Below are 13,145 nucleotides of genomic sequence, written 5' to 3'. Positions count from 1 at the left end.
GATCAGGGAACATGCTGCAAAAGCAAAAGATTTCGAGTCTACAGGCCATATATCTTACCTTTGCAAGCGCTTATGGCGGAGTTTTTTTTTATCATTCCTACATTATCAGTTTGGCAGGTAGAAGTGCGTGGATTGCAGAGTTCGTAAGCGGGTTTATCAATATTGCCTTTGCCCTATGGGTATTGAGCGTTGCAAAGAAATATCCGGGAAAAAACATATTCCAAATTATTGAGATGTTTGGCGGAAAATGGATCAGTGCGATTTTCATAATAGCTTTTGTTGGTTTAAACATAGTCCTGTCTTCTTTGCTGTTAATGATGTGCGGAGGGCTGGTGAAGACCATTGCATTGCATAATACACCGGTGTGGATACCCATGTTTCTGATGATTTTACTTTCATTTTTAATCGCAAGCAGTGGTATTGAAAATTTAGCCAGGTTAAGCGCAACTTTGGAGATTGTTGTGCTCGGCATCATGTTTACTCCTGTTCTCGTTATCGGTGTAATAACCCAATTCGATTCTACAAACATCTTCCCTATGTTGGACAGCGACGTTCCATCATTTCTAAAGGCAGTATTATTGGCAGGAGGAGGGCATTCTGAGTTTATTTTATTCATGTTCATTATGGTTGAATCTTTGTATCAACCTGCGAAGCGATTCTCTTCATTTACTGTAGGTGTACTGCTATCTGTCGTATTAATGCCGGGAGCAGCATCTTTTTTATTCTCAGCCGCACTTTCTCCAGAAGAGGCTTCCAGAATTTCTTTTGCAGGTGTAAATGTAGCTTTTTCAATAACCATCGGAAAATTCATTCAAGGATTGGAAATTTTTATATTTATACCTTATGTTGTTATCACTGTATTGAAGCTATCCGGAAATTTCTACAGCAGCTGGGTTGCTTCAGAATCCATCATAAAAAGAAGCTCTAAGGTTCTTATCATCTTCATTACTATTGCTACATTTATAATACTTTTGAATATACGCTCATTTAACCAAGCATTCTACTACTACATGCTGGTCATTCAATATTGTGTATATCCATTCTACATCGTTACCCTGTGTACAGTTTCCATCCTGATGTTTGCAAAAGGAAAAAAGGCGGTATCAAGGAGAATATGAAATATTCGAAATATATACGACTCATTCTTAGTATTGTCATTCTGATTGCATGCACCGGATGCTGGGATTACATGGAGTATGAAAGCATGGCATTAGTGCGTGCAATCGGTATCGATATTGATAAAAACGGGAAAGTTCTTTTGACTTACGAGATCATAAAGACCCAAAAACAAGGTAAGGAAGGAGGGAATTCCAATGAGGTGGTCCAAGGAATAGGGAAAACAGTGCCGGAAGCCTTCGATAACATGCAAACCATCGTACCGGGAGAACTGTTCTTAGGATATGCTACAACAGTCATTATCAGCGAAGGCGCGGCAAAACAACAACTGAAAAATATTATGGATTTATTGTTTATTACTCCAAATATAAGAGAGTCCATATTTTTGGTCTTTACAAAGGAGAAGCCGGAAAATATTTTAAATATGTCGGTCGAGAAAACAGTCGGGGAAACGTTAATGGATTTTTTTAAGGTTACAACTCGTGTAGGCGTTTCATTTCCGGTCAGGTTAAGAGAATTTAATAAAATGCTGATGTCAGAAGGTGTAGAGCCTGTCGCCCCATTAGTAAAAATAAATGGAGACGGAAAGCTCAAGATGTCGGATACGGTTGTTTTTAAAGGCTTCAAGCTGGCAGGCGTGCTTGATGGAAACGAAAGCAAAGGATTGGGTCGATTATCAAATATAAAAATACAAGAATTATCATCTGTATCGATAACTGTACCTGACACTGGAGCTTCTGTATCCGCTGTATTCAGGCTTGAAGATAATAAATCGAAAATAAAAATTAAGGGTGGACATGAGGTACCCGAAGTATTCATTTCGACGAAAGCCACTGCTACGATGATGCAATTCAGCGGTAATGTAGGAGCCATAACACCGGAGATTCTCCACGAATGTGAAAAGGAACTGGAAGTCAATGTGAAAAAAGAACTTGAAGCCGCAATATCAAAAGCCCAAAAAGAGTTTAAATCCGACTTTTTGGGAATAGGTCAAATATTTTATCAACAGCATCGTAAAGAATGGAAAGTTAAATTTAAGCCGAAATGGGATGAAGTTTTTCCAGAAGTTCCTTTTCATATTAACGTAAAAATAAAGGTACTCAATTCAGGAACCAAAGTTATTCCATTAAGCGAACAATAATCGATTTGTGGTTTGGAATTGCCGCAAATGCGCAAGCGGGAGGGATCGCCCTCCGCGAGTATGCGCCGAAGGAAGCGGCTATCTCCGCTCTAATGCGGGACCAGCCAGCTTGTAAGAGAGTGGATTCCAAGCGAAAAACCGAATCCGATTCCGCGATGTGCAGAATCATTGGTCCACCGGATAGCGCCCGGTTTAGCCCCTCGAGATCGGAGGGGTCCGCGGATTCATGCACCGTCAGCTTTTGGACGATATGAAGCATGTGTCCCCTCAATCGCTTCAGATCATCCAATTCATCCGCGGACGTAGCGCACGGATAGGGAAGGTTGTGAATGGCCAGCCATTGTTCCAACCATCCCGGTTTGTCTAGAATGTCTTAGGAATGACCGCTGCCTCTCCAGACGTGATAATCACTTTTCAGTAAACCGTCCCATAACATCGTGTCGAGACTCCCTTTTTTCATGTGAAATGTCTCGATTGTAACCCCCAAGTTGTGCCATAGCTAGTGACTTAACGGCCATAGAGGTTCATGATAAAGTGTTTTTGTAACTGTTATAACTATATTAGAGAGTTACATAAATAGAGGGGAATTCGAATGATCCGAGTGGAAACTTAGACTAACGGATGGGATTGCAGCTACGACAAGAGGAACTAGTACTCGGGTGAAGTTCGCCGCGCTGAATGATGAGAAGCTGGATAAGGATTCTAGTCAACTCCAATTGTTATCCTTGTAACATTGAAAGGCGAAAAAAGCCTCTCTGGACTTCGTATCCCTTCCAGCACCAAATCTCCGCCAGCGCCCGCAAGCACGATGACCCATGACGGCAGTTTCCGGAAGACGAGCATCGCGAATAAAAAATCGCCAAAGTAAATCCATTTGCCGCTCATAGTTATCCTAAACAAAGTAAAAAGGTGATGAATACGATGTTTCCCATTCGCAATCAGAAACGCAATTGTACGGATACCGGCAAAATCCAGCACTTTCTCGAACAAGCCCGGACTGGATTTCTCGGCTTATCTTCAGAAGACGTCCCCTATGTCATTCCACTCAATTTCGTTTGGCTGAACAACGCCATCTATTTTCATGGGGCAGAAGAAGGAAGAAAAGTCACTTATATCGAGCATAACCCACGGGCTTGCTTCACCGTGAGTGAGAATTATGGGACCCTCACAAGTCCAATACCCGCTGCTACAGATACCGCCTATATGAGTGTCATCATTGAAGGATCCTTGCTTCGCGTAACCGATATAAACGAGGCAACGGAAGCCATGCAGGTCATGCTGGACAAATATGTGCCAGGCTATTATGATCGACCGCTGGGGCGGAGTCATTTAGAACGATACGTTTCCACCTTAGGTAGTAAAACCGCAATCTATAAATTAACCGCAGTATCAATGGCGGCCAAAGAGAAAGAAGAGGCCCCGGGTCGAATGTTCTATGAAGGCAAGACCGTTCAGAACGACCGGGCATAACTGAGCGAGGCACATTCCAGGTGATCCTTGTATCAATTAGAGTGGTAACCGAATAATCGAAATGGTTATCTCGGGGAGTTAAGGTTTCTGATGCTCTGTGTGTCGAAGAGCCGCCGTTTACGGCGGCTTTTTGGCATGCGCAGTGGCCACAGTCCTTTACGGGTTAATTATAAAACTGTATGAGTGGACGCGAGCTGACGGGTTGCGTTTGGAAGGGTACAAAGTGACGAATAATAGAAAAGCACCAGGCTATCATGCAGGTTTTTTGAACTAACGGTGCACGAGAGATAAGTAAGTGTCATACGAGTGAAGTCTTATTTTCATGTGGAAACTCCTTCGTTGTAACCATAAAAAAAATAATAGTTAGTTACTTGAAATACATTATGGTTCGTGATATTGTATGTTTAGTAACTAGTTAATACACTATTAGTGGTTACAAACGTTGAGGGGGAACGCATAAACTGAGTGGAAACTTTATTTAATGGATGAACCCTATTTGCTCAAATTTTTCGCATTTGCAAACACAATACGAAAAAGAAACTGATCGATGAATTTATTGGCACTTATTTTATAGTATTTGCGGGTACCGGAGCGTAGTTGTTAACGAGATAACGCAAAGCCTTACGCAACACATTTGGCTTGGTTGTTACGGCCCTTATTTATACTTTCGGACATATTTCGGGTGCCCATTTTAATCCTGCTGTTACCATTGGATTTCTTTATTGTCTGGAACGCCACGTAGGTTATCATTTGTAATTAGCATTCGGATGATACAATGCTTATCGACGTTAAAGAGTAAAGATAAGTGAACTGATTCCTTCTAAGAGATGTGTTCAATAACGCTCGCAAACCAATGGGACTGTGATACTGTATGAACTCTGCAGCTATGGAATTTATTGAGAAAGCAATGGAGGGGATATTAAATGAGAGCTGAATTCGTATTTCATATATTTGACAAACACATTAATCATTTGATTAATGTATTCAATCAATGTCCGCCGGAAAAACGCAGAGTCATTCCAGAAGGATTTAAAAACAACATCCATTGGCATCTGGGGCATGTTCTTTTCGTTACTCAGTTCGATGTGCTCGGGCTTTCGGGGCAACCTACTATCCTTCCGGAAAGCTATAAAGCCTTTTTCGCTTACGGTTCGAAACCTACGAAATGGAAAGAAGAACCGCCTGAGTGGGATGAATTGATGGCCAAGCTGAAAGAACTTCGTAATTATGTCCACGAGACGCTGAAGGATAGACTGGATGAGCCCGTGAAAGAGAACTTCCTGCAAGCCCAAAATATCGGTGAGCTTATCTACTCGACTTCGTTGCATTTGTTCTATCACCAAGGCATCGTGTACGGCATGATTAAATCGCTGAAATCGAAAGTTGCTGAGGTTCAAGATATTTTGACGACAGTTAATGAAAACTCGAATAAGTCTTCGGATACCGCTATTTTTGCTGGCGGCTGCTTCTGGCACATGGAAGATACTTTCCAGATGCTTGACGGCGTCTCGAGTGTGCATACCGGCTATACGGGTGGACATAAAAAAAATCCGACCTATAAAGAAGTCGTTTCTAAAACTACTGACCATATCGAATCGGTTGAAGTTCATTTTAACCCGAATGTGATTACGTATGACGAGTTGCTCCGAATTTTCTGGAGAAACGTTGATCCTACGGATGCGGATAGTCAATCCGCCATCTTTTATACAAGCCATCAACAAAAAGAGTTGGCAGAAGCATCCCGAAAGGAATTGGATTCATCTAAACGGATTAATAAACCGGTTGTAACGAAGATCGCTGCAGCAACAACGTTTTACAAAGCCGAGGACGAACATCAGGACTATTACGAAAAAGTCCGCACAACAACAAAGTAGAGGGTGAGCGAGTTCATCTCCGGTCGCGGTTTTTATTTTGAACAAAATTTTGGGGAGTGATTGCGAAATGAAAAGCAGCTCAAAGCAAGGCTTTAATGGAGATTTTAACAAAGAAGAAAAGTTGAAAACGCTGACTAAACTCCAATATAACGTAACTCAGCATGGCGTGGACGAGCAGCCATTTGGTAACGAATACTGGGATAACGAAGATGAGGGTATATACGTAGATATCGTCTCGGGCGAGCCATTGTTTAGTTCGAAGGACAAATACGATGCGTGCACAGGCTGGCCTAGTTTTACAAAGCCACTGGAGTCAAACAACGTTGTGCTTAAACGCAAAGGATTATTTTTTGGGAACGAAGAAGTCAGAAGCCGGAATGCGGATTCCTTCATAGGCGACGTGTTCAAAGATGGACCTGGACCAACGGGACTGCGATTCTGCGTGAACTCTGCAGCCATGGAGTTCATTCCGAAGGCGGACCTTGAAAAAAGAGGATATGGCGCTTATGCCGCGCAATTTAGCAATGAATAAGATACTATCGATTCCTTAGAACAACATCCATTAGCATCTGGGGCACGTTATTTCATATTTAGAGGTCACTGAAAATCATACGTTTTTAATTTGTGGTCCTTCTCAGAATAGGCCGTGTCCCCAAGTCACGCATGACATACTTTCCACTCCGGCTATTGGTCGGGAAACATAGCCCCTTTTGCTAGCGACACAGCAGAAGGGGCTATGTACACGTTATTGTAGAAACGGATAAATCGATGGCATGCTCATTGGTAGCACTTCTAAGAAATGTTACACAATTTCAAATTATTCATTTCGGTAGATTAACTTAAATTCCTCTCTAACAATATCCCCACTTGTTTTGCTATGACTCGAGGCGGATCGGGTAGTTCACTTGTGAAGAACGTTTCTGCCATTCCTACAATTGCTGAGGCAAAAAATTTAACAATAACCTCTTTATTTAAACCTTTATTTATTCCTTCGGTTACAACTACTTCATTTTTTAACTCTTCAATCATAAATTCAAGCAGGCGAGTGCGAAAAAAAGGGGCACCTTTACTAGCCATCATTGTCGAAAAGAAAGAATAATTGCTTTCAAAGTATTCGAACATAATCAAATTTGCTGTGACAAAATCCAAATCAGAGGTTAATTTACATATTATTTCCAGTTCATTGATGTGCTCTTCAATGAGTTTATCCAAAAGATCGAATTTATCCATGTAGTGGTGATATATGGTTCTCCTGCCAACATTCGCTCGATCGGAAATATCCTGTATTGTAATTTGATCGAAACTTTTTTCAGACATCAGTTCGATAAATGCGTTTTTTATGGCTTCTTGAGATTTAAGAATTCTTCTATCCATCACTGGCATTGTAGCATCACCAAACTTTCTTAATAATAATTGCACAATTATTATCAGCTTGCGCAATAAGGCACAGATCGTGCTCATTTGATTATTGTGGACATCCTATTTTCATCTTATATTATACACAGATGTGCGATATCGTATCAATGTGTATTAATCAACTGACATCAATTTTATCTGGAGGAGAAAAAACATGAAAAAGTCCGTAACATTTAAAAACGGTAATTTAACAATGGCAGCTGAGCTGTATTTGCCTGAGGGGTTTGAGGAAAACAAAAAATATCCAACAGTCGTTAGCGTCCATCCCGGTGGAGGCGTAAAGAAACAGGCTGCTGGTTTGTATGCGCAGAATCTGTCCAACAATGGTTTTGTTGCGTTAGTCTTTGATGCGTCGCACCAAGGAGAGAGCGGCGGTGAGCCGCGTTTACTCGAAGATCCGTCTGCCAGAGTGGAAGATGTGCGCGCTGCAGTAGAATATTTAACTACCCTTCCATTTGTTGACGATGAAAAAATTGGAGTGCTTGGTATTTGTGCCGGTGGTGGTTATGCCATAACTGCCGCTCAAACTGAACGTCGTATTAAAGCAGTAGCGAACGTTAGCGGGATCGATATCGGAGCAATGTTCCGGGGAGAAGGTACGGGAGGAAACGTTTCAACACAATTACAAACACTTGAAGCGGTTGCTAAGCAGCGTACAGCAGAAGCAAAGGGAGCAGAGCTGATGTTCCTTAATTATGTGCCAGATTCTCCTGAAGAATTTAATGAAAATACGCCAGTGCTTATGCGCGAGGGCTATGAATACTATAGAACGCCTAGAGCACAGCACCCTAATTCAACGAATCGATTCCTGTTTAGAAGCGTTGACAAAATCATGGCATTCTCGGCATTGATTAAAATTAGCGACTTTCTAACGCAACCTCTTATAATGATCGCCGGAACAGAGGCTGACACACGTGATTTCAGCGAACAAGCTTATGCATTGTCGAATGGACCAAAAGAAATGTTTTGGGTTGAAGGTGCATCGCATATTGCCATGTATGACACACCTGAATACGTAGCTCAGGCTGTAACCAAATTAACGGAGTTTTTTGGGAAGAATCTATAGTAAGAATCAGTTAAGCAGTACAAAGTACTCTATGTATCAAGCCAAAACAAGGGGTATATAAAACTTTGGACATATGAGGAGATGCAAAATATGGCAGTCGAACAAAAGGTAAGCGAAGGTATCATTTTTCCAATCGGTGACAAAGCCCCAGAAGCATTTGCAAAGTATTTTACGGGTACTAGTTATCTCAAAATGCTTGTACCCTTTGACAGCTCGTTAAAGTCTTCAATCGGAAATGTAACATTTGAACCAGGATGCCGCAACAACTGGCACGCACATCCAAGCGGACAGATTCTGTTAGTTACTGGTGGAAGAGGCTGGTATCAGGAAGAAGGAAAAGCTGCACAAGAATTGCATCCTGGCGATGTCGTGGAAATACTTCCGAATGTCAGGCACTGGCATGGTGCAGCTGCTAATAGTTGGTTTGCTCATCTTGCCATTGATCCAGATACAACAGTGGGTCCTGCTCAATGGTTTGAACCAGTAACAGATATGGCATATAACAAGCTAAAATAATTCGAATCTCGTACGCTAAATGTTATTCATTTCAAAGAAAAGTTGGATGACTCGTATGGCCACAATCATTTCCGCTTTATGCTTTGGAGACTTAGATTATATATTCAACTGCCCCCAATCATGTACGTTGGGGCAGTTTATTGCTATAAGGGGGATAACCTTGGTAAGACCTTATATTATTTGCCATATGTTGACCTCTTTGGATGGGGAAATCATCGGAGATTATTTAAGAGAGGAGCGAACAGAATCTTTTATTAAAGAATATGAAGAAAGATTTTAGTGAAAAATTTTTTACAAAAAGTTGCATTTGCAATTGCATAGCTTTGTTCAAGTTTTTTTAAAACGAACCTTCTATTTATAAAGATAGACAAATAAACTAATGCCCTCTTTTTTGATATTGTAGTTCTTAAAGGGAGTTTCTTTTAAAAGTGACTCAAAATCTTTTTTTGTGTAAGCACCTTGTTTTAGGAAAGTTTTAAATGCAAATTTCACAAAATGCTTGTCAAATCCTTTCATACCTGTCTGTCTAATCTCATTGTTAATATCCTCAGATGTTGCCTCGTAATTCATGTCGATGATTAGGGATGTTCCACCTTCTGACAGCACTCGATACATTTCACATAAAGCCTTTACGGGATCCTTAAAGTTCTTGAATGCTGCACTGCAAATAATAAAATCAAAAAAACTATTTTCACATGGTAGGTTAGATGCGTTACCTTCTTTAAAATCAACCGAAACATTTGCTTCCTTTGCATTATTTTTTTCAATTTTCACAAAGTCAGGGCTTATCTCTACTCCAGTAACGTTAAACCCTTTCTTGGCGAGTTCAATCGACAAATAACCCGGCCCAGGTGCAATTTCCAAAATATTTGCACTTTTGCTGACTAAAGATGCAACTTCATTCGCATATTCTTGCATTTGAGTCATTCGACTTTTGCGAGAATTCTTATCATACCACTTAGCAGTTAAGCCATAAATACCGACATCCTTGTTTTTACGTAGGTTTTTCATCATAAAAATATCTCCTTTAAAATTAGCTCGATTCTTTCATCATCTTATCGTTTTCATTATATGGGATCGATCATTGCGTCTGAACCATCTGGCGGATGAAATGAAGCTCCGTCTTCAGACGGAGCCGACAATTGGTAACAAAGGTGAAAATGTTTGATGGCATCATAAAAGCGAGGACCCCGCGAATGAAATCGCAGAGTCCTCTTATAGTGGGAAGCGGTTTAAAAATGTGCTTCTAAAGCTACGTCTTACTCAAAAAGTATCGAATCAGAAATCTCGAACTTTTTATCCTTCTTCGTGTTTTCATGGTGAATCAACAACCTTTCGGAAACTAAAATTGAATTCCGGTTTTCGCTGTTTTTCAATACCACTTCCCACTTATCGTATGTTTACCCTTTTCCTAATGTTTTGAATCAATAAGGGTAATATGGCTCTAAGAATATAAAGTTTTAGATTGACGATACTTGATTAAGTTAATGGGCAGAATTGTTTAATATTAATTATGGATTTTATGGTAAAATCAGTACGGAAAGGGGGAGAAATATTGAGCAAAAAACAAAAGTTAATATTAAATACATCAATAGTTTTGAACATATTACTAATCGCAATTGTAGCTTGGGGACATATAAAGATGAAACTTGTGAAGGAACATATATTCATTGCTGAGGTTCAACATAATTTAGTAGAACTGGAAGGCTCAATTGCAATACAAAAAGAAAAAAATTGGTCAGAACCCAACTTGGTGACGAGTGAATTGGGAGACGTTCTGAACGGGGTTTGGCGCGGTATAATAATCGGAGGACAATTAGGAAACCTCTCTAAAAATAATAAGGACACTCTGAATAACTTGTATAATAAGTTAAATCAATTTCCTAATGATGAAATATATAAATTTGCTGATTTAACCGAAGAGGATAAAGAAAATTTTGAAGAGTTGCAAGAAATACTTCGTGAAGTGGGGTTAGGGTTAAATATTCAATTTAGTGGTAATATGAAATACTTTATAAGCCAAGCAGAGGAATTAGTCGGGGAAATTGAAGTTCCACTGCAATAGAATACCTATTTCTTATTAAGTTAACGGGTTACGATAGTACCACACCTTAAGGGCTGCCACATGGTAGCCCTTCGCTACGCTAATGGGCAGGTTTGTGTTAAACATGTATTTCCTTACAAATGTTTTTTTCGGTGTGAGGATAGAAACCTCAGGGGCTTTGGCATCTAGATAACGAATAGATGATCAAGGAGTGTGGCGAAATGGAAGAAGCGTTCAAATTTAGCCGTATCGGATATGTCTATATTCCGACTGTGCGAATCGATGAATCGATTGAGTGGTATACTCGCCATTTAGATTTTCGGCTGATTAACAAGTTTCAGGACAGAGGTTCGTTCCTCGCGGTATTGCATCATCCACATCAGCACTCAATCGCGCTACTGTTAATCGAAACTGAGGATCGGGAAACGCTGGAAATCACAAGGAACGGAGCTCCATTTCCTATTATGGCATTGAATTGCCCGGACATAGAGTACACTCACCGTCGGCTTTCCGAGGATGGGATCAATCCCGGACCGCTGATGAAGCTTGGCAATGGAGAGGCGAAGTATTTCTATTTCCGTGATCCTGCTGGCAACATGCTCGAAGCGGCTTGGTCACAGTGGGACCCGAAGGACGATTATAAGAAGGAGTTTTTACGGAACGGCAAGTAGTAGGAGGAAAGGAGAATTTGGCCATGTGGAATGCGGCGGAAGTTCTAGCGGATAGGGAAGTTGTACAAGAGGAGGGGGAACGGCCCGACCGGGTGCTTGTCGAGGCGGCACGCGAAGGAAGTAACGAAGCGTTCGGTGAGCTCGTCCGTCGGCATCGGGCAATGCCGTATGGATGGGCGGCAAGATTGACACGCGACGGCCATCTCGCCGAAGACATTGTGCAGGAAGCGCTGATTCGCGCTTTCCTGCAGCTTGGCCAACTACTGGATAGCCGCAGATTCCAGCCATGGCTGAAAACCATTGTGCACAATCAAGTGCACATGAAGCTAAGAAGAGGCGGTCCCTACGGCAAGGAACGGCCGTTCTCGGGATTTGTTACCGCCGAGGAGGAGAGGGAACCGGGCGGGCATATTGATGAGCTCTTGGCGAGGTTAAGTAAAAAGATTGATTACAATGGGGACGTCGGTCTCGACCCGGCCGAGGTTGTCGCTAGGTGTGAAGTATTGGAGACATTCCGCGAACTGCTGAGCTGCTTGACCGAGAAGGAGAGAGGAATTTTTGATGCCCACTTTTTCCGGGAGTTGTCGTCGAACGAGATTGCCGTTCTCTTCGGAACAACAGCGAGCAGTGTGTACAATCACCTATCGCGTGCGCGTGTGAAAGTACGCCAGGAACGCATTCGCATCTGCATCCGTGGGTATGTCGAATGTAGAAAACAAGAGTCGAAGCCTGCGCGGGTTCTGCTAGACCCGGACAAGATCATTTTGAAAGGGTGATGACGTGGATATGGAAACAGTAAGTCAGGACCTGAAGAGCACACGCTCCTCGATCGCACAATGTATTCATGCCATGCTGCAATATACGGTGCGAAAGGACCTCTCACTCATTGATGTTATGGGTCTGACCTCACACGCATTTCGCATTCGTGTTGATGATAAGGCGGGGCTTTACGGGCCGACGTCTCATGTGTGGGGCTCCTTCTATAGAAGGGCGGTCGGAAATTTGGGATTCGAAGCGGTGTGCTTCGACCCGATTATAGATCCTATCCCACCCGAGCATGTAGAGATAGCACTCGGACATATTCATCGAACCCTTGACCGAAACGTTCCTGCGATCGTTTGGGATCTGTTTGGCGGGGATTTTGCTGTCGTCTACGGCTACGACGACGAACGGCAGTTGTTCCATGTAAAAGACCGCGAGCATGAAGGAACGGTTCCTTACGAGAAGCTCTCTCACGGTCACATTATGACACTTACAATTGTCAAAGAGAAGGAATTCAACTATGTAGACTCTTTAAGTCGAGCACTCGCGATGTCTTTGACCCATGGACGATATCCAGAGGACGGGATAACCGAATTCAGGCCGGGGCTTGCTGCCTATAATGCCTGGATTAGGGCTTTCGAAACGCGGTCAGCCGACCCGCTCGGAAACAGCTACAACGCACTCTATGTCTATGACGCGAGGCTGTTCGCGGTGCAATTCCTGAATGAAGTGCGGGATCGTTTTCGAAATGGAGTGTTTGCGGAGCCAAAGCGACACGGCGGCTACGGCTTCGACTCGGGCCATATGGCCGCTTCGGCGGAGGCGGCAGCGAGGCACTATGCGGAGGTTGCCTCTGCGCTTGGGGAGTTGCATGAGCGCTTTCCTTTTCCGCATGGTGGCGACCCATCTGAGTCCGGGGCCGCGGAGACGGCTATTCGATTGCTGCAACAAGCCAAGGCGTCGGAGGAGCAGGGGCTTCGGTATCTGGCTCGAATGTATTATGATTTGTAATGAAGTTTAGGTGCTAACGGGAATGATTGTTGAATAAAGCGAACTCAAAAACATTTAT

16 protein-coding genes are annotated in these 13,145 nt (G+C 42.4%); 12 read left to right on the top strand and 4 right to left on the bottom strand.

The features are described 5' to 3' along the window. Positions 1-11: 11 nt before the first annotated feature. Positions 12-1,118, top strand: coding sequence for a GerAB/ArcD/ProY family transporter (locus tag AC1DLI_RS29145; protein WP_477608422.1), 1,107 nt, complete (start codon positions 12-14; stop codon positions 1,116-1,118). Next, entirely contained in the window at positions 1,115-2,257 is a 1,143-nt protein-coding gene (locus AC1DLI_RS29140) for a Ger(x)C family spore germination protein (protein ID WP_477608420.1), read from the top strand. Before AC1DLI_RS29145 ends, AC1DLI_RS29140 begins: the two co-directional genes overlap by 4 nt. On the opposite strand, the gene AC1DLI_RS29135 is transcribed toward AC1DLI_RS29140, so the two are convergent. Continuing rightward, the gene (locus AC1DLI_RS29135) at positions 2,235-2,627 is read right to left on the bottom strand and encodes an ABATE domain-containing protein (RefSeq protein ID WP_477608491.1); all 393 of its coding nucleotides are present in this window, start codon (positions 2,625-2,627) and stop codon (positions 2,235-2,237) included. The genes AC1DLI_RS29140 and AC1DLI_RS29135 overlap by 23 nt on opposite strands. Positions 2,628-2,959: 332 nt before the next feature. Beyond that, a complete protein-coding gene (locus AC1DLI_RS29130) occupies positions 2,960-3,142 on the bottom strand; it encodes a hypothetical protein (protein ID WP_477608418.1) in 183 nt (60 codons plus the stop codon). A 36-nt stretch (positions 3,143-3,178) separates the two neighbouring features. Between AC1DLI_RS29130 and AC1DLI_RS29125 the strand changes: the two genes are divergently transcribed. From AC1DLI_RS29125 to msrB, 4 genes are all read left to right on the top strand, one after another. After that, positions 3,179-3,727 (top strand): pyridoxamine 5'-phosphate oxidase family protein, encoded by a 549-nt coding sequence (locus AC1DLI_RS29125; RefSeq protein ID WP_477608416.1) that lies wholly within the window; start codon positions 3,179-3,181, stop codon positions 3,725-3,727. Between the two features lie 639 nt (positions 3,728-4,366). Then, entirely contained in the window at positions 4,367-4,483 is a 117-nt protein-coding gene (locus AC1DLI_RS29120) for an aquaporin (RefSeq protein WP_477608414.1), read from the top strand. A gap of 167 nt (positions 4,484-4,650) precedes the next feature. Continuing rightward, positions 4,651-5,601, top strand: coding sequence for a peptide-methionine (S)-S-oxide reductase MsrA (gene msrA / locus AC1DLI_RS29115; RefSeq protein WP_477608412.1), 951 nt, complete (start codon positions 4,651-4,653; stop codon positions 5,599-5,601). Between the two features lie 67 nt (positions 5,602-5,668). Further along, positions 5,669-6,133: a peptide-methionine (R)-S-oxide reductase MsrB gene (gene msrB / locus AC1DLI_RS29110; RefSeq protein ID WP_477608410.1), complete on the top strand. Its 465-nt coding sequence runs from the start codon at positions 5,669-5,671 to the stop codon at positions 6,131-6,133. A gap of 302 nt (positions 6,134-6,435) precedes the next feature. Here msrB and AC1DLI_RS29105 read toward each other — a convergent pair whose 3' ends face one another. Further along, on the bottom strand, positions 6,436-6,984 hold the full coding sequence (locus AC1DLI_RS29105; RefSeq protein ID WP_477608489.1) for a TetR/AcrR family transcriptional regulator: 549 nt from the start codon (positions 6,982-6,984) through the stop codon (positions 6,436-6,438). A gap of 187 nt (positions 6,985-7,171) precedes the next feature. Between AC1DLI_RS29105 and AC1DLI_RS29100 the strand changes: the two genes are divergently transcribed. After that, positions 7,172-8,083, top strand: coding sequence for an alpha/beta hydrolase (locus AC1DLI_RS29100; protein WP_477608408.1), 912 nt, complete (start codon positions 7,172-7,174; stop codon positions 8,081-8,083). Between the two features lie 90 nt (positions 8,084-8,173). After that, positions 8,174-8,599 carry a cupin domain-containing protein gene (locus AC1DLI_RS29095; RefSeq protein ID WP_477608406.1) on the top strand — a complete coding sequence of 142 codons (426 nt, stop codon included), beginning with the start codon at positions 8,174-8,176 and terminating at the stop codon, positions 8,597-8,599. Between the two features lie 351 nt (positions 8,600-8,950). Here the strand turns inward: AC1DLI_RS29095 and AC1DLI_RS29090 are convergent, their stop codons facing one another. Next, positions 8,951-9,613, bottom strand: a complete 663-nt coding sequence (locus AC1DLI_RS29090) for a class I SAM-dependent methyltransferase (RefSeq protein WP_477608404.1) — start codon at positions 9,611-9,613, stop codon at positions 8,951-8,953. A gap of 541 nt (positions 9,614-10,154) precedes the next feature. Between AC1DLI_RS29090 and AC1DLI_RS29085 the strand changes: the two genes are divergently transcribed. From AC1DLI_RS29085 to AC1DLI_RS29070, 4 genes are all read left to right on the top strand, one after another. Next, entirely contained in the window at positions 10,155-10,664 is a 510-nt protein-coding gene (locus AC1DLI_RS29085; protein ID WP_477608402.1) for a hypothetical protein, read from the top strand. Between the two features lie 200 nt (positions 10,665-10,864). Next, on the top strand, positions 10,865-11,314 hold the full coding sequence (locus AC1DLI_RS29080; RefSeq protein ID WP_477608400.1) for a VOC family protein: 450 nt from the start codon (positions 10,865-10,867) through the stop codon (positions 11,312-11,314). Positions 11,315-11,337: 23 nt separating this feature from the next. After that, positions 11,338-12,090 (top strand): RNA polymerase sigma factor, encoded by a 753-nt coding sequence (locus AC1DLI_RS29075; RefSeq protein WP_477608487.1) that lies wholly within the window; start codon positions 11,338-11,340, stop codon positions 12,088-12,090. A gap of 10 nt (positions 12,091-12,100) precedes the next feature. Next, positions 12,101-13,087, top strand: coding sequence for a hypothetical protein (locus AC1DLI_RS29070; protein WP_477608398.1), 987 nt, complete (start codon positions 12,101-12,103; stop codon positions 13,085-13,087). Positions 13,088-13,145 lie beyond the last annotated feature (58 nt).

The organism is Paenibacillus sp. 01T443 (assembly GCF_056398325.1).
Note: the sequence above shows the minus strand (reverse complement) of the source record. Positions and strands in the feature narration are given on the sequence as shown.

Bases quoted from the DNA above. Each gene is read 5' to 3' on its own strand.
- AC1DLI_RS29125 (WP_477608416.1), top strand. From the start codon at position 3,179: ATGTTTCCCATTCGCAATCAGAAACGCAATTGTACGGATACCGGCAAA.
- AC1DLI_RS29070 (WP_477608398.1), top strand. From the start codon at position 12,101: ATGGAAACAGTAAGTCAGGACCTGAAGAGCACACGCTCCTCGATCGCA.
- AC1DLI_RS29100 (WP_477608408.1), top strand. From the start codon at position 7,172: ATGAAAAAGTCCGTAACATTTAAAAACGGTAATTTAACAATGGCAGCT.
- AC1DLI_RS29080 (WP_477608400.1), top strand. From the start codon at position 10,865: ATGGAAGAAGCGTTCAAATTTAGCCGTATCGGATATGTCTATATTCCG.
- msrA (WP_477608412.1), top strand. From the start codon at position 4,651: ATGAGAGCTGAATTCGTATTTCATATATTTGACAAACACATTAATCAT.
- AC1DLI_RS29145 (WP_477608422.1), top strand. From the start codon at position 12: ATGCTGCAAAAGCAAAAGATTTCGAGTCTACAGGCCATATATCTTACC.
- msrB (WP_477608410.1), top strand. From the start codon at position 5,669: ATGAAAAGCAGCTCAAAGCAAGGCTTTAATGGAGATTTTAACAAAGAA.
- AC1DLI_RS29075 (WP_477608487.1), top strand. From the start codon at position 11,338: ATGTGGAATGCGGCGGAAGTTCTAGCGGATAGGGAAGTTGTACAAGAG.
- AC1DLI_RS29090 (WP_477608404.1), bottom strand. From the start codon at position 9,613: ATGATGAAAAACCTACGTAAAAACAAGGATGTCGGTATTTATGGCTTA.
- AC1DLI_RS29130 (WP_477608418.1), bottom strand. From the start codon at position 3,142: ATGAGCGGCAAATGGATTTACTTTGGCGATTTTTTATTCGCGATGCTC.
- AC1DLI_RS29140 (WP_477608420.1), top strand. From the start codon at position 1,115: ATGAAATATTCGAAATATATACGACTCATTCTTAGTATTGTCATTCTG.
- AC1DLI_RS29105 (WP_477608489.1), bottom strand. From the start codon at position 6,984: ATGCCAGTGATGGATAGAAGAATTCTTAAATCTCAAGAAGCCATAAAA.
- AC1DLI_RS29095 (WP_477608406.1), top strand. From the start codon at position 8,174: ATGGCAGTCGAACAAAAGGTAAGCGAAGGTATCATTTTTCCAATCGGT.